11 protein-coding genes are annotated in these 18,187 nt (G+C 50.4%); 4 read left to right on the top strand and 7 right to left on the bottom strand.

The features are described 5' to 3' along the window. Positions 1-2: 2 nt before the first annotated feature. From BW972_RS07675 to BW972_RS07685, 3 genes are all read right to left on the bottom strand, one after another. The gene (locus BW972_RS07675; protein WP_076421685.1) at positions 3-1,835 is read right to left on the bottom strand and encodes a hypothetical protein; all 1,833 of its coding nucleotides are present in this window, start codon (positions 1,833-1,835) and stop codon (positions 3-5) included. A 381-nt stretch (positions 1,836-2,216) separates the two neighbouring features. Next, the gene (locus BW972_RS07680) at positions 2,217-2,546 is read right to left on the bottom strand and encodes a hypothetical protein (protein ID WP_143731955.1); all 330 of its coding nucleotides are present in this window, start codon (positions 2,544-2,546) and stop codon (positions 2,217-2,219) included. Between the two features lie 99 nt (positions 2,547-2,645). Next, the gene (locus BW972_RS07685; RefSeq protein ID WP_076421686.1) at positions 2,646-4,874 is read right to left on the bottom strand and encodes an FUSC family protein; all 2,229 of its coding nucleotides are present in this window, start codon (positions 4,872-4,874) and stop codon (positions 2,646-2,648) included. A 186-nt stretch (positions 4,875-5,060) separates the two neighbouring features. On the opposite strand from BW972_RS07685, the gene BW972_RS07695 reads away from it, so the two are divergent. Further along, complete coding sequence (locus BW972_RS07695) at positions 5,061-5,558, top strand: cupin domain-containing protein (RefSeq protein ID WP_007658721.1); 498 nt, start codon at positions 5,061-5,063, stop codon at positions 5,556-5,558. Between the two features lie 6 nt (positions 5,559-5,564). Here the strand turns inward: BW972_RS07695 and BW972_RS07700 are convergent, their stop codons facing one another. From BW972_RS07700 to BW972_RS07710, 3 genes are read right to left on the bottom strand one after another with little or no spacing between them, the layout of a single operon-like run. Further along, a complete protein-coding gene (locus tag BW972_RS07700) occupies positions 5,565-5,963 on the bottom strand; it encodes an NUDIX hydrolase (protein WP_076421688.1) in 399 nt (132 codons plus the stop codon). 36 nt (positions 5,964-5,999) lie between these two features. Continuing rightward, entirely contained in the window at positions 6,000-9,164 is a 3,165-nt protein-coding gene (locus BW972_RS07705; protein ID WP_076421689.1) for a DEAD/DEAH box helicase, read from the bottom strand. 41 nt (positions 9,165-9,205) lie between these two features. After that, positions 9,206-10,156: an HNH endonuclease gene (locus BW972_RS07710; protein ID WP_076421690.1), complete on the bottom strand. Its 951-nt coding sequence runs from the start codon at positions 10,154-10,156 to the stop codon at positions 9,206-9,208. A gap of 653 nt (positions 10,157-10,809) precedes the next feature. Between BW972_RS07710 and BW972_RS07720 the strand changes: the two genes are divergently transcribed. Further along, positions 10,810-14,730, top strand: a complete 3,921-nt coding sequence (locus BW972_RS07720; RefSeq protein WP_143731957.1) for a hypothetical protein — start codon at positions 10,810-10,812, stop codon at positions 14,728-14,730. A gap of 199 nt (positions 14,731-14,929) precedes the next feature. After that, entirely contained in the window at positions 14,930-15,745 is an 816-nt protein-coding gene (locus BW972_RS07725; RefSeq protein WP_234986321.1) for a hypothetical protein, read from the top strand. A 64-nt stretch (positions 15,746-15,809) separates the two neighbouring features. On the opposite strand, the gene BW972_RS20170 is transcribed toward BW972_RS07725, so the two are convergent. Next, on the bottom strand, positions 15,810-16,697 hold the full coding sequence (locus BW972_RS20170) for an SRPBCC family protein (protein WP_076421693.1): 888 nt from the start codon (positions 16,695-16,697) through the stop codon (positions 15,810-15,812). A 215-nt stretch (positions 16,698-16,912) separates the two neighbouring features. Here BW972_RS20170 and BW972_RS07735 point away from each other — a divergent pair, with 215 nt between their 5' ends. After that, positions 16,913-18,100 carry a serine hydrolase domain-containing protein gene (locus BW972_RS07735; RefSeq protein WP_076421694.1) on the top strand — a complete coding sequence of 396 codons (1,188 nt, stop codon included), beginning with the start codon at positions 16,913-16,915 and terminating at the stop codon, positions 18,098-18,100. The last annotated feature ends 87 nt before the right edge of the window (positions 18,101-18,187 follow it).

Here is an 18,187-nt window from a genome sequence, read left to right on the forward strand (position 1 = left end):
CCTTACAGTTTCAGATAGCGGTTACCGGAATAAAGCGTGTTGTTGTAGAGGAAAACCGGGGTCCCAAATGCTACTTCGAGCTTGTTGACTAACTGTCCCGTACTGCTGTTGTAAATAAAGACCTGGTTAGAATTGCTGCCATAGAGGTGGCCTGTAAAAGGATCCGTATCGGGCATGTACAACTCTCTTTCTGTTTCAAGGGTTGACTGGAGCGTGCCATCCGTCGTGGAGTAAAAGGAAATGGTTGTCCCTTTGGTGGTGAAGAACAGCGGACTGGCCCTGTGAAAGGTAAGGGTATTCGCCTCCTGCTTTGTCAGCGACAGCTTTTTCCAGCTGCCGTTACTTTGCTCCACATATACCTGATCCGCAGCACTAATGATTTTTCCATCCGGACTGATCATGGAGTAGCTATAAGATAGATGAGCCTCAATTGCCGTGACGACCTTTTGCTGCTCCATATCGATCACATAGGCATGATCCTTTGTGTCTTCGTAATACTCTGCGTTGCGGGCCCGCAGAATCAGCCGGTTGTTGTTGCTCACGCCATCCAGCATACTGAAATGATAGAGTTCCTCTGGCAGTAAGTCGTTCAGTTCGTAGGACGCCAGCGTCTGAAGCGTGAGCGGGTGCAGCCTGTGAACGGCATTGCCGATGATGCTATACAGGATCTTGCCATCCTGGGAGATCACGTCCTGTTTCTCGCTGTCGGCCTGCAGGTACATAATGTTCCGCTGCTGCTCGACATGCCGGGTGGCGGCATCCACCACCTTGAGATAGCCTCTGTCAGTAAAATAAAGCTTTCCGGAAGCGGGCATCCCAAACAGACCTTCGACGCTCAGCGGTCCCCAGGGAGCGCCCAGACCTGATAAGATGGCATAGTCCACCTCATACCTTGAGCTAGCTCCCGGGAATGACTTGGGGTAGGTAAACAGGGTGGCATGGAGCTCTTCCCCAAATATGTTTGCAGGTGTGGTAACGACCGTATCCTTGGAATTGGTCATGGTAAAAACCCTGTTGGAATTCAGGGTAAGTTCGTAGCTGCCAAGATTCCTGTAGAATGGAGTGGAGCTGAATGTGATAATAAGTTCTTTAGCTGGGCTGATTGTGCTGCTCAGCACCTGCGGTTTCGGATAAAAGTAAGGGATCGAATTGCTGTACAGGTTATAATAGTAGCCGTTTACCCGCGTCACCACGTTATAGGAAACCCGCTCTCCCAGGTAGTCGGTGTCGAACCAGGTGGTCTGGTTCGGATCGGTAATCGTGGCAACGACCACACTGGTGAACTGTTGGCCCGGATACTGGCGCATGATCTCATACTTCTGGAAGCCGGTTCCCCGGTACTTTTTCCATTCCACCTTCAGACTGCCATCTTCGGCTTTCACGCTCGTGAGCGTAACGGGTTTTGGGATGGTGTTATCGATGTACACCACCCACGTTCTGTATACCTGTACACCCTCGGCCCCTGCTTTGTCTGCCAGGCTGCCTGTTCCTGAGTTGCCTACCACATTCAGCTGTAATTTATAATAGCCGTCGGCAAAATCGGTTGTCTGCAGCTGGCGCTGTCCTGTGGCTGACGTAGCCGTGCCCAGCGATTTTTTATCCAGCAAAAGCTCGACAGAATAAATGGTGCGCCCCGGAAGGGAAACATTGAATTGTAGATTGACCGATCCCCGCAGCATCAGGGTGTCCTGCTCCGGGAAGTTGTCTAACTGGATATCGCCAACAACGTCGACGTGAGGGTTTACCTCCTCAAAATGACTCCCCGAGGGGCTATAATCGCAGGCAAGAAAAAAGCACGGGATAATCCCGAGCAGCAGGCGTAAAAGTTGCTTCATAGGCTGGTGGGCAGATAAACTTAAGCTAGGTATAGAAAGACGCAAATATACAGGTTGTCTGTTATTTACATACATAAATCAGCATAATTATATACCTGTTGTTATAGCGTGTGGATAGCCGCCTGAAGCTCGACGAGGATGAATGGGCTAAAATAAAAAAGCAGCAACCGCTGGGGCTGCTGCTTTTCAATAGGCTGTATGCTATACCTGCCAATTAGGGCAGGGCATATATGCTAATCGTAGCTTTTCTTTTTCTTTTCGAGTTTGGCCGCCTGCTTTTCCTTTGGAGTTTTGGCTGGCTTTTTCTTTATGTCCTTTTTTGCGTCTTGTGACTTTGCCATAGGTATAGGGTTAAGGTATACCTAAAGGTACGTTATTTTTCTATTCGAAGTGTACCTCCAGCTCATCTTCTGCCAGACCAAAGGCAATGCCCCGCATCAGGATCTGGGCGTTGGGGTGGGAGAGGTCCTGCAGGTCCTGCTCTATCTCCCGGATGCTGACGCCCGCTGTGTCGCCTCCAAAAATGCGGATGCGCAGTGTCTGGACAATCAATTCGTCATCGTCGTCTTCGCTTTCATCCCCGGCATCCGCCTGCAGTTGCAGTTCCATTTCCTGCAAACGCCCGACCAGGGTGTCGCGGTCTATTTCCTGATCCAGGAACTGGCCGAACAACTGCCGGGCCATGGGAGAGTAGTGAGGCTGATGGGACATAGTGGTAGGTTGTGCTAAGCGTAATTTAACGCAAGATAAGGGAAATGTATATGAAATGCCGTAGCTATCTGCAGCGGTGCAGCAGCTAGGCCATGCTGATCAGACCAGTTCCGCTACTGCTTTCTTCAGATTGCCGGAGATAGTGTGCAGCCACTTCAGCTGATCAGAGATCAGGCGGGCCTCCTTCAGGTTTTTCAGAAAACCAGGGGCGATGGGCTTGTACGTGGCACCGGCCAGTTCGCGGGTACGGATGGCTACCAACTCGTTATACCTTCCCTCCAGGTGGTCGTAGGCCTCCACCAGTTCTTCCCGGGCCACCGTTTCAGCCTGTGGTGCCTCCTCCTGCAACGTTTGCAGCGCCTGCGCCAGATTGGCGTCTATCGATCTGATGATCAGGTGCAGGTCTTCCGGGGCGGCCTCTGTTTTATTATCCCGGATAAAAGTGCCCAGCGCCGCCGCAGCCGCCAGGAAGGTATGGTTCAGGCCGACGATCTCGTAGATCTCCATCAGTTGCTGCTGTGCCGACTTCGGCTCCTGGCTCATCCGCTGGAAAGCCGCGTTCAGGTTGCCCATCTGCAGGAAGGCTTCTTTTCGGGCGAGTTTATAATCCGTGGTGTTCTGCGATGTGTGCTGGCTATACCTGTCAATCTCGGCCAGGTAGCTGCGATTGGCGTGCAGGGCCTTCACAATGTTGCCTTTGATGCTCAGCGACTCCCACGAAGGCCACAAAAAGGAGATAGCCCCAAAGGCAATGGCAGCCCCTGTCAGGGTATCGATCACCCGGAACTGGATCGCGTCGAAGGCATCCGGGGTGATGAGGGCGTAGATAAAGATGACGCCCGTAGTAACGAAAATAGAGGAGGTGCGGTAGTTGCGTTGGATAAAGGCGAAGGAGAGGATCAGCGATACCAGGGCCAGCACGGCATATAGGTAAACGTTCTGCACCAGGAGCACCACCAGTCCCGCAATCACAGCACCCAGCAAGGTGCCGTAGAGCCTGTGCTTCGACCGCTCCTTGGTCAGGGTATAGCCGGGCCGCATGATCACCACGATCGTGAGCAGGATCCAGTAAGCGTTTTGTATCGGGAAGATGATACCCAGCACATAACCCAGCAGCATCGCGATCGTCAGTCGGCCGGCATGTTTAAAGATGGGCGACTTTGGTGAGAAGCTATCCCGCAGGATCCGGACATCATAATCCTGCTGGGTGATAAACTGCCGGCTCTCCCTGCTTTGCAGACCAATGCTCTGCTGCTCTTCCAGGTTCAGGTATAACCGCTCGATGGAGCTGATCTTCTGCAGCAGCTTTTCCTCGTAGTCCAGTAGGTTATGGAGCAGGAGTGCACCCTCCCGGGCATCCGGCAGTTTCAGTTCTTCCACGTAAGCTCGGATGCTATCGCTGCACTTCTGCAGCAAGGGCTCCAGGTCTTTTTCAGCTGACAGGGCATGACCCTGCTCCATACTGTCAGCCAGATCGTCCAGCTTGGCCGACAGCTCAAAAACCAGCTTAATGAAAGGCAGCAGCACCCTGACGGACTGCCCGAACAGCGCTCTGGCGCGCTCGTAATTGGCCGGGTTGGCAAGCGATAATTCCAGGATGTCGATCAGTTCGATAAAGATCAGGAGCTGCTTGCGGTGGTAGTTGGAGGTACCGGAGCTTTGCCTTTCGTGCAGGAGCACCTCGCGCAGGGCTTCGTGCGTCTCGTTCAGTTTCACCTGCAGGTTATAGAGCTCCTTCTGCAGCGCCTCCTGTTCCGGGCTTTCCGTCGTCAGCTTGCCACGCAGATAGATGTAGCGGGCTGTCTGGCGCAAACAGTTAATCAGGAGCGTCTCAGCCTGGCGCCTTTGCAGCAGCGAATGGAAGACAAGCGAAAGCAACAGCGCCCACAGGCCACCGGTGCCCAGCAGCAGGCCGTGTATAAAAATGTCGGCGCCTGTGTGCGCGTGTATAAAGCTTAGCACAATGGCCATCAGTCCGGCAAAAGATACCAGCGAAGCCCGGAAGCCATACACGGAAATAAAGGAGATAGCGAACACCAGCACCGCCAGTACCGGCAGCAGCAGGTATAGACTACCCGAAGCCAGGCCAATGGCGATACTGGCCAGCATGGCAATGGCCGCCGACACGAGGATGCCGACGGTTTTATGCTTCCGGCTGCCCGGCACATCGCTTCCTGAAGCCAGCACCACGCCCATGGCGACGCTCAGAAAATAGGGCACCTGCCCGAGCCATAGCCCCAGCGAAACAGGCACAGCGGCACCAAAGGTGATCACCAGCGCCTTTACAAAGTCGGTACTCCTGAAAAATTGTCTCAGCTCCTGCAGCATACCGCAAATGTACGGTAAGTGTGGGAGGGAAGCTGTGTGTGGGGAGATTAAATTGGAGAAGCTTTTAGCGGGGCGGCCAGACAGTTGGCACGACGAGAAAATTTATGGTCGGGCTGCTCTCCAAAGCAGGTGTCAATCTCGTAAATATAAGGCAAAGCAAGAGCATATTCACAAACAGTCCAAGCCATGGGAAAGCCAACAGCGATAAAAGCCGATGAAGGCGCTAAATTTGATTTCGGGGGATTTGGGGTGCACTGGAAAATAGACGGATCAGCTACCGGGAAACGCTTTTCGGTGGTGCATCATCCGCTTGCACCACATGCACTGGCTGCCCCGCTGCATCGCCATCATAACGAGGACGAGTATTCGTATGTAATCAAAGGGAAGCTCGGGGCGCTGCTCGGCGACGATGTGGTAATAGCGGAGCCGGGTACCTGGGTATTCAAGCCGCGTGGCCAGTGGCATACCTTCTGGAACGCCGGCGACGAGCCCTGCCTGATTATCGAGGTTATTTCACCAGCCGGTTTCGAAGACTTTTTCCGGGAAGTAGCAGCCGCCTGGGGCGATATGAACAAATTCGCTGAGATAAATAAAAAGTACGCCCTCGACATGGATTTCGATAGCGTGCCCAGCCTCTGCCAGCGTTTCGGCCTTACCTTTCCGAAGCCGGAAGTGATGGAATAGGGGTGGTTAGCGAATAAGCTCCCGCTCCTTCAGCCAGTCGAAAATGATGTGATCTACTGGTGAAGTCAGGTGCTTGTCCTGGTACTTAAGCCACACTATTTCTTCTATTTCACTGGCAGCTGCGATGGTGCCCGTGTAGGCACCGGTATAGCAGGTCATTTTCACCTGCACCCCATCCGGATGGCTGTCGGCCTGCGCCTGAAATATACCCAGGAATCGGGTGCTGTCCTCAATAAGGGAAATGCTGAGCTCTTCATTTATTTCACGCGACAGTGCCTCGAAGTCGCTCTCGCCCGCTTCCCTTTTCCCACCCGGGAAATAGTACTTGGTTCTGCCCTTGCTGCGGGTGCTCAGTATCTTGCCGTCCTGGATTTCAATCCAGGCGTGTTTGTCGATTAGCTTCAAGTTTGTTGAGTTTCTTAAAATTAAGCTTGTTAAAAGTTACCCCACTGCCATTTTAGCTGCCCCTTTCCACAAGAACGCAGGCATAGGTTCATGTAATTCCCAATTTATACTCATTGGTTTAGAGCCTTTATGTGACACATAATCTACGGGACCTAAGAAATAATAAGGACTCGTAAATCCGTAAGTATCCTTTTTCTCTTCCCGCACAAACAGCAAAAGCTGCTTCATGTTCTCTCGGTGTCGGATGTAGGATAAACCTACAGGGCTTTCAGGAGCTGTTTTATTTTGTGACTGCCAGTGGAATATCTTTTCATTAATGGCATAGTCTTCATACTGTGTACTTGGGGAGAAGTCTTTGTCTGCTTTATTAAGTGTAACGAGTAGAAGTTCTGTGTTAAGAGCAGGTATATTAATCACACCTTCCTGTGAAGGAAATGCCCTTTCAGGAGTAGTTTTACCAAATGCACATAATATTTCATCTCTTGAATAACGAGCATGTAATTCAAGTGCTAGCGGATATGTCAAAGTTACTGATTTGGTAGTATGGTCAAGTTGGCTTCTCAAATAGGAAACGATTTCTCTTAATTCATCCTTCAGAACGGGGTAATTCTCAATTACCCGCAGACCTTCTGCAATAGTTGTAAAGCCGTACTCTCCAACTCCTTTTTGCCATATATCATAGTAAAGCATCAAGGCGAACTGATTTTCTATTACATCAGTATCAGTGAATACAAAATCACGCTCAATCAGACTGGCAATAAAATGTAAATATGAAGGGGAGTCAATTTGCACGACCCGCTTTAACCCCTTCTCTATCTGAAAATGATATTCACCTTTTTCATAGTTTAGAATTCCAGCATCTCGCTTTAGTTCAGACCAAGTGGTTGTACTGTAGACGGTGCGGATATCTAAGTGGTGGTACAGTAGAAAGTTAGCTAGTGTTAGTTCCTGATGTGTATGGTGCTTAAAGTTGGTAACTTCACGGCGGAGTCTGCGGAGGTTAAATACTGCATTTTTGATGTTCTCTAAAATATACTCTTTTGCCTGCTTTTCCATTCTGATATTACAGCCTGGCGGAAGATGCGGGAAGTTGTTTTCAATTTCTTTCTGAATGTTAAATCTCGATCTGCCGGCTAATGCTCTAAACTTATCGGCAAAGTTATAGTTAACATGCGCTTGGCTCACAAAGTCCAAAACTGTCAAGCATTCTTTCCCTTCTGAAATCCTCAAACCACGGCCCAACTGCTGCAGGAATACTGTTAAACTTTCAGTGGGTCTTAAAAACAAAACAGTATCAATTTCAGGTATATCAACACCTTCATTAAATATGTCGACTACGAAAACAAAATTGACTTCGCCTTTAATTAATCGCTGCCGAATGGTTGCTCTTTCTGTATCATTTCCGTTTCCACTGACTAAAGAAATGGCTCTGTATCCTGCTGCATTAAAAGCGTCACTCATGAATTGTGCATGTGCTTTTGAACTGCAGAAGCCGAGAGTTTTCGATTCAAATGGATCAGTCAGGTAATGCTCTACGGCATCTAGAATCAATGCCGCTCTTTGCTTGGTCGAAAGTACTGCTGTCAGGTCAGTGGTGTTATACCTGCCAGCCTCCCACCTCACGTTTTTAAGGTTTACGCTCTTTTCATCAGAGATACAAAAATACTGGAAAGGGCTGAGCAGCTTTAGAGTGAGCGCATCTGCCAGCCTTATTTCAGCTGCTATTTTATTATTAAAATCGGGGAGCAGACTTCTGCCATCCATTCGCTCCGGTGTTGCTGTAAGGCCTAAAAGTATATTTGGATCGAACAATTCAAAAATAATTCTATAGGTTTCTGCTTGACTGTGGTGCGCTTCGTCTATGATGATAAAGTCGTAATAGTCTTTCGAAAACCTTTCCTGAAAGAGTTCTTTCTGTGAGTTAAAGGTTTGAATGGAGACAAAGAGATGTTTTAAATCCCCATCCTGAGGAGTGTGATTGCCAACCCACAATTGGCCGAAGTCATTGAATCCGGCTCCTAGAACTGCCCTAAAAGAGGCAATGGCCTGCTCCAAAATTTCTTTTCGGTGCGCTATGAAAAGCAGGTTGGCTTTGCCCTTTTGCGCGAGGTAAAAACGTTGGTAGTCGAAGGCGGAGATAATAGTCTTACCTGTACCTGTGGCAGCTACCACCAAGTTTCTGTAATTGTTATACAATTCCCGCTCTACCTTTAATTTTTCCAGCACTTCCTTTTGGAAAGGGAAGGGGTTGATCTTAAAGTAGTCCGTCAGGGAGACAACATTATCACGCTGCTTCTCCTGTTGTATGGCTTCTTTAAATTTAGTTATACCACCAATAGCTAAATCTTCGAAATCAATGCTGTTCCAGTAGTGATCGAAAGTGGCTTTAGCTTTTTCTATAATGTGAGGATTCTCTTGACTGGTTACTCTTAAGTTCCACTCAAGGCCTTTTGTTAAAGCAGATTTCGAAAGATTAGAGGAACCAATAAAAGCTGTATTGAAGTTTGTGTTTCGCTCAAAAATATAAGCCTTTGCATGCAAACGCTCGATTTTAGTCTGGTAAGAAATCTTAATATGTGTGTTAGGCAGTTTAGATAAAAAGTCCAAAGCTCTTGCCTCTGTAGCACCCATGTAAGAAGTCGTGATTATCCGCAGTTCTGCACCTTCACGAGAAGTAAACTCTTTTAAGGCTCGCTCAAAGATGCGCAGGCCAGACCATCGAATAAAAGAAACAATCCAATAGATTTTATCCGCAGATAAAATATCACGTTCTATTTCTGTATCTATCGAAATATCAGAATTACTTTCAGTAAACAGATTGCTAACAGATAAGCCAGTTTGTGGAATTTTGCGGTTCAAGTCGTCTACTAGCTGCTTATCTGTTTTACCAATTTTAGATAATACAGCGGTCAATATTTGTCCTTCGTGATAGATCAGGCTATCACTTGCCTCCAGGTTTATTTTTTCATCTATAAACTGAATGATCTCATTACAAAACAACACCTGCCTCTTTAAATCATCCTTCTTTAGCTCCCGAAGTGCCAGTTGAATCAAGCTGATCATATATTCAGAGAGAATCTGAGCAGCTTCTTCTTTGTCTATTTCAGCCTGAGCGATAAAGAACTTTTCTGTAGATAAAGCGTCTATTTTGTCTTTTAAAGCAGTTGTAATAAGCTGTTCGTAAATACCTTCTTTGAGCATTTGTTAGAGATTATGCAGGATAGGGGAAGCTGTAATTAGAGTTAGTTTTTGAATACATGCTGTCGATGCCAAGCAAGGTTTGAGGGGTTCGGATAGTGCTTTTCCCCGAACGGCAATGTGAGCGGCTTGCCTCTGAGATGTAAGAGTGCATAGCTGTTTGACAAGTCCTCAGCAATCGCATTCGACACCAGCACTTTGAGGTTCCCATCTACTGAGATTAGTCCGCGATCAAAAGCACGGTGAAGGTTTGGGCAGAGTGCCAAACCATTGTTGATTTTATCATCCTTGCTCAAGCTAAATGGAACAATATGACAAGCGTCAATCATAGAAAATCCATGATTGGAAACCAGCCGCATACCTGTAATACAGCAGGTATGGTTGTAAACCTGAGGTACAAGTTTTTTGAACATCCCGCCCCGGATGAATTGCTCTTCCTCATCTGTCTCGTTGATGGCTAAGGTATAGCCTGCAGGACCTTCATTAAGCAGATAACTTTGCAAGTTTTGTATATACCCGCCTTGCTTTGTTTTAAGATACTCAGTTTTTGTATCAGGGAAATAATGATCAAGTATGGCAGTTTTTAAAATATCACGAGACGCTGAATTTAGAAGAAGGAAATAGAGGTCTTCAGCAAAGTATCCAAAATCCACGATCTCGCTGAGGGTATGAATGCTTTTGATGTGTACCTGGAGTGGGGAACCTAGCTTTGTTCTGACATGCCAAAATCCTTCTGTAGCCATGTGGTAAAACGGTAAAGAGAAGTCAGATGTATGCGCAGTTCTTACTAGTAGTGCAAACGTCTCCTTAAACCTCGCTACTAGTTCAGGTGAAATGTATACCTTATTCTCTGATAGTTCGACCTTCTCAAACAGCTCAATAAATGTAAGCAACAGCACAGGTTTGTGTGGTGCCCTTCCATATTTAGTCACGCCTTGGCGCAGCTTGGTAAATTTCTTAAGGTATATCTTTAGGTTTGATGAGTCCGTTTTCATTTTAAAAATTTATGCATGAGAATCAGTGCATTAAATTAATGCTGATAGCATCTGCCATTAGAATTGGTGGTCATACGCTTACACCTGGCTCCAGCCGTCGTTATACCTGAACATTGAACACTGCCTGTTGAACTAGAGTTAGATGATGCCCTTCCTGTTTGATTAGATGTATTGCTCTGAAAAGAATTAGAAGAAGTAGCAGGAGAGCTACCAGTTGAAGGTCTACAAACACTACAGGCAGTTAGTCCCTCTGCCTTTGCTTGAGCAACCGTTGTCTCAAAGGAGCTTTTTAAGTACCTGCAAGACTGAACATGATACTTTTCCCCTGTTCTTGTTTTATAGACCGTTTGTGCCTGACTTGCTACTGTGATCAGTAGGAGTAAGAAGAGAAGTAAATGCCTTTTCATAGTGAGCAGTGCTTTTTGTTAGCAGCATTATATATGGTAAATGTAATATTATTTACTAAAAAGTGCCTGAATTCTCTGTTTTACTTTAAAGAAAGCTCTCTTCTAAAGCCCTCTAAATTTCCAATCTGGTTGCCGCTGCCTTTCATATCTAACATACCCAACAACATCCCAAACCCCTTCCTCCCGTAAAACAAGGCAGTGGCATGATAGCATGCCTTGCACCTATTCCCCGAACTACAACGATTTATGTCAGAACCAGCTAGGCCTAGCAGGAGCAGAAATGCCTTTAAAATTGCGAGCATCGTGCTTTTGAGTCTGGCTGGTTTGCTCCTGTTGGCGCTGTTTGTTGTCTTCCTTTTTGCCGAGCCGCTGGTGGAGCGCTATCTCAAAAAACAGGTAGCCGAGCAAACCGATGGGCTTTACCAACTCCAACTCGACGAACTGGATCTGAGCCTGCGCAACTGGGGAGCCACCCTGCACGGCCTGCATCTATACCCCGACACCGCCGTGCACCGGCAGCAAAAGGAGAAGGGTCAGGCCAGCCCCAGTCTGTTCGAGGTGCAAAGTCCGAAGCTGGAAATTACAGGCATCAACCTCCGGGCCCTCATCTTCAACGACCGCCTGGCCATAGGCAAGGTGGCGGCAGAGCGACCCACGATCACGCACCTGCACGATGCGTCTGTCGCGAAGGAAAGTGCTCAGGACTCCAGAGGGGGAGGTGGTCTGGAAGAGGTGCGCATCCGGGAGATCGATCTGCAGGAGGCCAGTTACCGCTACCAGCTGTTGGGGGAGCAGGGGAGGCCGCAACACGACATTCCGCAACTGTCGCTGCAGGTGCAGGAGCTGCAACTGGACCTGCAGGCACAAGGCGATATCAGCCGGATGTTTCAGGTTGATGGCCTTGACCTCGACATCCGGCGCTATACCTACCAGGCACCCGATAGCGTGTATACCATCCGGGTTGGGCGCTTTACCTACGCTTCGGGGGAGCAGGAGCTGAAAGCACAGCACATTGACGTGCAACCAAACCTGCAGGCCAATGCGGCGCTCCCTCAGGATCAGGCCCATCGCACGCTCTACCGCTTCAGCTCGCCGCTCTTCGCTATACAGGGTTTGGATGTAGCCTCGGCCTGGGAAAAAAAGGACCTGCAGCTCGATCAGCTGCTGCTGGAGCGCGGCAGTCTGCAGCTACACGAGATACCGAACGTGCCCGATACCGAAGAAAGCCCCAGTCTGGAAGAGCAGTACGCCCGGCTGTCGCCATACCTGCGTGCGCTGGGTATAAAGGAGCTGCGCCTGAAAGATGGCAGCTTTTCCTACCATCAGGGAGCAGACACGGCGCAGGCCGTTCACCGACTGGCCGAGGCCAATCTGCACCTGGAAGACCTGCAGCTCGATTCCCTCACGCTCTTTGCTCCCAAAGAAAAAGCCTTTGCAGAAGCGCTCAGTATCAGCACCGGCCGCTATACCTTCCAGCCTGTGCAGAGCCCCTATACCTTGCAGGCGGGCGGGCTGCAGCTCTCCACCCGCGACCAGCTGCTTGAGGCTAAGGCTCTGCACCTGGCCGGCGACTGGAGCAAAAACGACAGGCTGAAAAGTCAGAACCTGGCGAAGCACACGCTATACGACGTCCGGCTACCGCAGCTGCGATTCGAGGAAATGGATTTGCTGGAGTCCATCCGCGCGTCCCGGCTAACGATCGGCAGCATAGCGGCGGAGCAGCCGGTGATCGATGTGCGCACCGACCGGCGTGTGCCGAAGTCAGACGGAGGCCCCGACCTGCAGGAGTTGTACCGGCAGGTATCAAGTATGGTGAGCAGCCTGGAAGTAGGGGAGATCAGCATCCGCGACATCGCCCTTACACAGCACAGCAAGAACAGAAACATACAGCGCCTGCAGCAGCTGGAGCATGCCTCCTTGCTGGCCACGGGCCTGGAGCTGGATTCCGCCTTTGTTTTCGATCCGGAGCATGTGATCCCCCTGCAGGACCTGGTGCTGACCGCCCGGAACTACCGCTACCGGATGCCCGACAACACCTATACCTTTACCCTGGGCGGACTCAGCTACTCCACCCGCCGACAGGAGTTCCTGGCCCGGTCGCTGGATGTAAACTCGAGTGAGCAGGCCAACGAACAGCAGAAGCAGTTCAACAACGCCAGCCGCAAGCTCGTCGACCTGTCGGCGCATTCGCTGCAGATCACCGGACTCGATCTGATCCGGTCGTTGAACTCGGGGCGGCTGGAGGCGGACCGGCTCGTGCTTCGGCAGCCGGATATTGCCATGCTGCTCGATCGGCAGGTGTCGGAGTCGTCCGGCTCAGGTCAGCAGCAGGGCGGGAAGGCGCTTTTTGAAATGGTCGAACTGATTTCGGTGAACACCATCCGGCTCGAAGATGGCTCCTTTACCTTCAGCGAAAAACTCAGGCCCGTGATGCGCACCCATCTGCTGGAGCACGCCAACGTTACGGTGTCCGGCTTTGAGCTCAACCCCGAGAGCTTTGCCAACCTCAACGACACCCTCCCGATGGAGGAACTGACCCTGGAGGCCACGGACTATACCTACCGCTCCACCGACAGCCTGTATACCATCCGCCTCGACAGTCTGCATTACTCCAGCAGGCAGCAGGAGCTGGTTGCCCGCACCCTGGAGGTAAGCGCAGACAGGGAGATGAACGAGCGCCTGAAAGTCTCAGAACCGGACCTGGCCAGCCACAACCTGATCAACATCTCCGCCAAAAGGTCTCGCATAACAGGCTTTGATCTGATACACGCCTACGCCACGGGGCAGTACCACATGGACAGGCTGCTGCTCGCCGGTCCGGAAGTAACCATCCTGCAGGACCATCGTGTGCCTGCCCTCAAGAGCATCAGGATGGTAGAGGAGGACACAGCCTCAGATAATGGCGCCATGGAGCAGGTAGAGGAACTGGTCTCGACCCTGCGGGTGGGGCGGATTGATGTGAAGGACGGTGCCTTTGACTTTGCAATAATCGGGAGCGATACCATCAGCACCAGCCATACCCTGGCCCATGTAGGGTTAGGTATAGACGGGCTCCGGCTGGTGTCGCTCGAGGAGAACGACCCCCTGAATATCTTTGATGTGGACGACATCGAGGTGCTGATCCGGGGCTATACCTTTCAACTGCCCGACAGCCTGTACAGACTGGAGATAAAAGAAGTGGCGGCTTCGCTGCAGAATCGTTCCATGCGTATCGACAGCTTTCGCCTGCGGCCGCTTTTCAGTAAAGAGGAGTACGCCGATATTTTTGAATTCGCCCAGGACCGGGTGGACATGGAGGTGCCCCGGGTAGAGCTGGTGAACGTCAGTTTGCGGAGCCTGTTCAACAACCAGGACCTGGTCGCACAGAAAATGCTGATCCGGGAACCGACTGTGGAGATTTACCGCGACAACAGCATCGGCCTCAACCCGGACCGCAAGCCTCCGACCCTGCAACAAATGCTGCGCAATGCTGAGCGGGATGCAGACCTGTATCTAAAGCTGGATACTATTCTGGTTGATAACATGCGCCTGGTACACCCGGTTATCTCCATCAACGGGGATAAGCCGGGGGTGCTTCTGCTCGAGGACTCGCACCTGGAGCTGTTCAACGTCACGAACGACACGACGCTTATCCGCCAGAACAACATCATCACCGCCGATGTGCGGACTCAGTTTATGGGCGCCAGCACCCTGCAGGGGCGCTACCATTTTGAGATGGACCACCCCGAAGACCGCTATACCTACGAAGGCACGCTCGACCCGATGGACTTCACTGCTTTTAACCCTTTGTTTGAGAACATGATGTTTCTCCGGATCAGCAGCGGGCAGATCGGCAAAGCCACTTTTTCGATCGAGTCGACGGCAACAGCCTCCACGGGGCAGGTGCATTTCCCGTACAGGGACCTGAAGATACAGCTCCTGAACAAAGACGATCCGGAGAACCCCGGCCTGCTGTTACGGGTCGGTAACCGGCTCATCAATGCTTTGATCGTAAAGTCCAACAATCCCTCCACGCTGGGCAAATTCAGAGAAGGGGAAGTGGAAGAGGAGCGCGATAGGCAGCGGGCAGTTACCCATCACATGGGCCAGTCCCTGCTCGATGGGGTAACCACCAGCCTGATGGTCGGCTGGGTGGAGCGCATTGTGTCGATATTCGTGGATTTGTAAAATAATAGCTGCCTGCATTAACTGGCATCTGTACACCCCTGCGTCCACTCCCGAACAATTGCCGTCCACTGCCGGACACCAGCGCCTCCTTCTCCTGCTTTCACCATCACTTTTCATTCTTTCACACCAAATATTAGCCAATGCTAATTTTTGGCATATATCTTGTCAGCGGTATTTTATATATGTCACAAATAAAACTATGAAAAGTTCTAGCGTAAAACACCATTTATTCTTGCTGTTGGCCGGATTTGGATTTTCCCTGCTAACGCTCACTTCCTGCGAACATGAGAACGTTCTGCCTGCTGCGCCAGCCAAGCCTTCGACAGGCACGCCAACCACTACACCTCCCACCACTACGCCGCCTGTCACAGCGAATAGCCTGCTGCAGCAATTTGAGGCGCAGCGCTATAAGTATGATGCGCAAGACAGGTTGATCGAGTTAAGCTTCACAAACCAGGGGGACATAGGCTATACCGTAGCTTATGAAAATGATAAACCCGTTAGACTGAACTACAGGAATGGCAATCATCTGGTGTATACCTACTCAGGTGAAAAGGTAGTGGAGGCTGTGCAGTACACCCCAGACAACAAGGTTGTTTTTCGCTTCCTGTTTGAGTACAGCGGGGACAAGCTTGTAAAAGAAACGACCCTGACTTACCTGTCAAATGAGAAAGGACACCTGAGCATAAAAGATTATGTGTACGATGCGAACAGCAATCTAACGGAGATCGTGATCACCTGGTCGCCGAGCAATAGCCCGGATGATATGCGTGGTCCGGGAGTTGTGAAGTTTGGCAACTATGACAATAAGATAAATCCTGTGCCTTATGCGAATATGTTCTTTTACTTGCCAGACGTAAAACTGCACAGAAACAATCCGGGTTTCAGAGACCCGGGCATCAATAAGACACTGTATACCTACACCTACCATGCCTCAGGTATGCCGGTGAAACGCTCGACCCAGATACAGGATTATCCGGAGTTGCCTCCAGCCGTAGAAGAGTATTCCTATTAGCCCAAACCTCAAGCTATGAATGAAAAGAGCCGCCTTTCTGATTGAAGGAGCGGCTCTTTTGCTTCTAAGATTCGGTTTCGCACATTTCCTTTATTTTCTGCAGGGCTTTGGGCCAGGTTTCGGCAAAGTAGGCTTCATACTCCTGGTTTGTATCCACGTCGACGGCCAGCACTGTCTCGCCCTCCGCCTCGGTAAAGGTATAGTTCTCCAATGCCCCGGCCCAACCAGCAACCTCCGGACCGCTGGTGATCTCGTTGCCGTTCTGCACCAGGCCCAGGTGCTCGATGCTGATAAACTGGTTCGGTATGTTTTCTTTTATCCGGCTCACCATGCCGCCAACTTTGCCGTCTTCGTCTATACCCAAAAACAGTATTTTGGCGCCTTTTTCCCAGGAGCCTTTGTAGTGTGAGGTCGGGTGAAACACAGCAGTCCAGGCTTTGTACTGCTCCGGGTCGAGCATGGTGCGGTATACCTTGTCGGCGGGCGCCGCTATGCTGATGTCGTAGTGCAGGGTAACGGGTTTTGAAGATTCCTCCACATACTTTTTGAAGTTGTCCAGAATGGCCTGCCAGCCCGTCTGCTGCATTTCTGCCGAGTGGCTGGGGTCTGCTTCAAACGATTCCGTGACACGGGTTTCTTCGCCTTCGGACTCAAACCGGATCTCTACTTTGCGGCCGTCCTCCAGGGTATAGGCAATGCGCTTGTGCTCCTGCACATCGGTGTAAGTGCCGTTGAAGTCGAAGCCCATGCTGCCGTCTTTGGCTTCCATGCGCGAACTGAACTTGCCGCCTACCTGGAGATCGTTTTCTGCCCGTGGGGTATGCCAGTCTTCGGAGGCATTATTCCACCTGGTGATGTGCTGGGGCTCCGTCCAGAACTGCCATACCTTTTCGACCGGCGCCTGTATGCTTGCACCGATCGTGATGGGGCTTGTTTTTGCTGTGTTTTCCATAGTATTGCGTTTATTTAAAGATGATTATGTTTTGATGTGTGCAAGTAAGCGCTCGTATGAAGTTACATAGAAATTCGTTTGAGCGTATTACTTCTTTATCAACTTTTAATTAAAACAAAGGCAATTGAATGCAACAAGCATAAGCGGGGGTAAACTATTGTTATTCAAAGCTTTTTAGCTTAATTGAAGTATTCTGCAGCTACGCTATACCTACTATGATAAAAGTCTACTCCATTATTATCTTCCTGGCCATACTCAACTTTTCGGTGCAGGCTCAGACCATCATCCGGCTCGACGGCAGCAAGACCTCCGCAAAAGCCCTGGACCAGCAGATACAGCAGTTGATGCAGGCCGCTGACGTGCATGGGCTGGCGTTGACTGTCTTTAACAAGCAGCAGCCCGTTTTTAAAAAGACCTTTGGCTACAAACGCCTTGACACCAAAGCGCCCATCCGCGGCAGCACCAACTTTTATGGGGCTTCCCTGAGCAAAGCGGTGTTTGCAGTTCTGGTGATGAAGCTGGTAGAGGAGGGAACGCTCGATTTGGACAAGCCGCTGCAGGAGTATCTGCCAAAACCCATCTATACCTATACACCACAGACCAAGTGGCACGACAACTTCAGCGACCTGAAAGAGGATACGCTCTACCAGCGCATTACGGCCCGCATGTGCCTGGCACATACATCCGGATTCCCGAACTGGCGCTGGTTTGAAGAAGATAAAAAGCTGCGGGTAAAGTTTGTGCCCGGCACCAGGTACAGCTACTCCGGCGAAGGGCTGGTATACCTGCAGGTGGTGCTCGAAAAGATGACCGGCAAAACCCTCGAAACGCTGATGCAGGAAAAGATTTTCCGGCCATTGGGTATGAAAAACTCTTCCTATACCTGGCAACTGGCCTTTGAGCAGGATTATGTGCTGGGCCACAAAACAGACGGAAGCCTCTACGAAAAAGACAAAGACAACGAAGCCCGATCGGCCAGCACCCTCGAAACCACCCTCGACGACTATACCTTGTTTCTGGGAGCAGTGCTGCAAAACAAACTGCTGCAGCCCGCTACTACCCGTGAAATGTTCAGTCCCCAGATCCGTATCCGGTCTGCGGCGCAATTTGGTCCGCTCAGCCAGCGTGAGACCACCGCCAACGATGACATTGAACTGAGCTACGGACTGGGCTGGGGGCTACTGACTTCACCTCATGGCCGGGGTGCCTTCAAGGAAGGGCACGGCGACGGATTTCAGCACTATTCGATCATTTTCCAGGAGCAGGGCACCGGCATTCTTATCCTCAGCAACAGCGACAATGCCGAGAGCATTTTCAAGGAACTGCTCGAGATCACGATCGGCGATACCTATACCCCCTGGGAGTGGGAAAACTACATCCCGTACGATCAGGTGAAAGAGTAGGTGGTGCGCTGCTCATTCGGTATGATCAATGCCGAGCGGAACGCCGCCTAAATTTAAAGTCACTTTTAACACAAAATAAACGTACAA

Origin of the sequence: Pontibacter lucknowensis (genome assembly GCF_900156415.1) — a bacterium.
GTDB classification, from domain to species: domain Bacteria; phylum Bacteroidota; class Bacteroidia; order Cytophagales; family Hymenobacteraceae; genus Pontibacter; species Pontibacter lucknowensis.

Excerpts from the sequence above, each read along its gene's own strand:
- BW972_RS07675 (WP_076421685.1), bottom strand. The coding sequence starts at position 1,835 with ATGAAGCAACTTTTACGCCTGCTGCTCGGGATTATCCCGTGCTTTTTT.
- BW972_RS07680 (WP_143731955.1), bottom strand. The coding sequence starts at position 2,546 with ATGTCCCATCAGCCTCACTACTCTCCCATGGCCCGGCAGTTGTTCGGC.
- BW972_RS07685 (WP_076421686.1), bottom strand. The coding sequence starts at position 4,874 with ATGCTGCAGGAGCTGAGACAATTTTTCAGGAGTACCGACTTTGTAAAG.
- BW972_RS07695 (WP_007658721.1), top strand. The coding sequence starts at position 5,061 with ATGGGAAAGCCAACAGCGATAAAAGCCGATGAAGGCGCTAAATTTGAT.
- BW972_RS07705 (WP_076421689.1), bottom strand. The coding sequence starts at position 9,164 with ATGCTCAAAGAAGGTATTTACGAACAGCTTATTACAACTGCTTTAAAA.
- BW972_RS07710 (WP_076421690.1), bottom strand. The coding sequence starts at position 10,156 with ATGAAAACGGACTCATCAAACCTAAAGATATACCTTAAGAAATTTACC.
- BW972_RS07720 (WP_143731957.1), top strand. The coding sequence starts at position 10,810 with ATGTCAGAACCAGCTAGGCCTAGCAGGAGCAGAAATGCCTTTAAAATT.
- BW972_RS07725 (WP_234986321.1), top strand. The coding sequence starts at position 14,930 with ATGAAAAGTTCTAGCGTAAAACACCATTTATTCTTGCTGTTGGCCGGA.
- BW972_RS20170 (WP_076421693.1), bottom strand. The coding sequence starts at position 16,697 with ATGGAAAACACAGCAAAAACAAGCCCCATCACGATCGGTGCAAGCATA.
- BW972_RS07735 (WP_076421694.1), top strand. The coding sequence starts at position 16,913 with ATGATAAAAGTCTACTCCATTATTATCTTCCTGGCCATACTCAACTTT.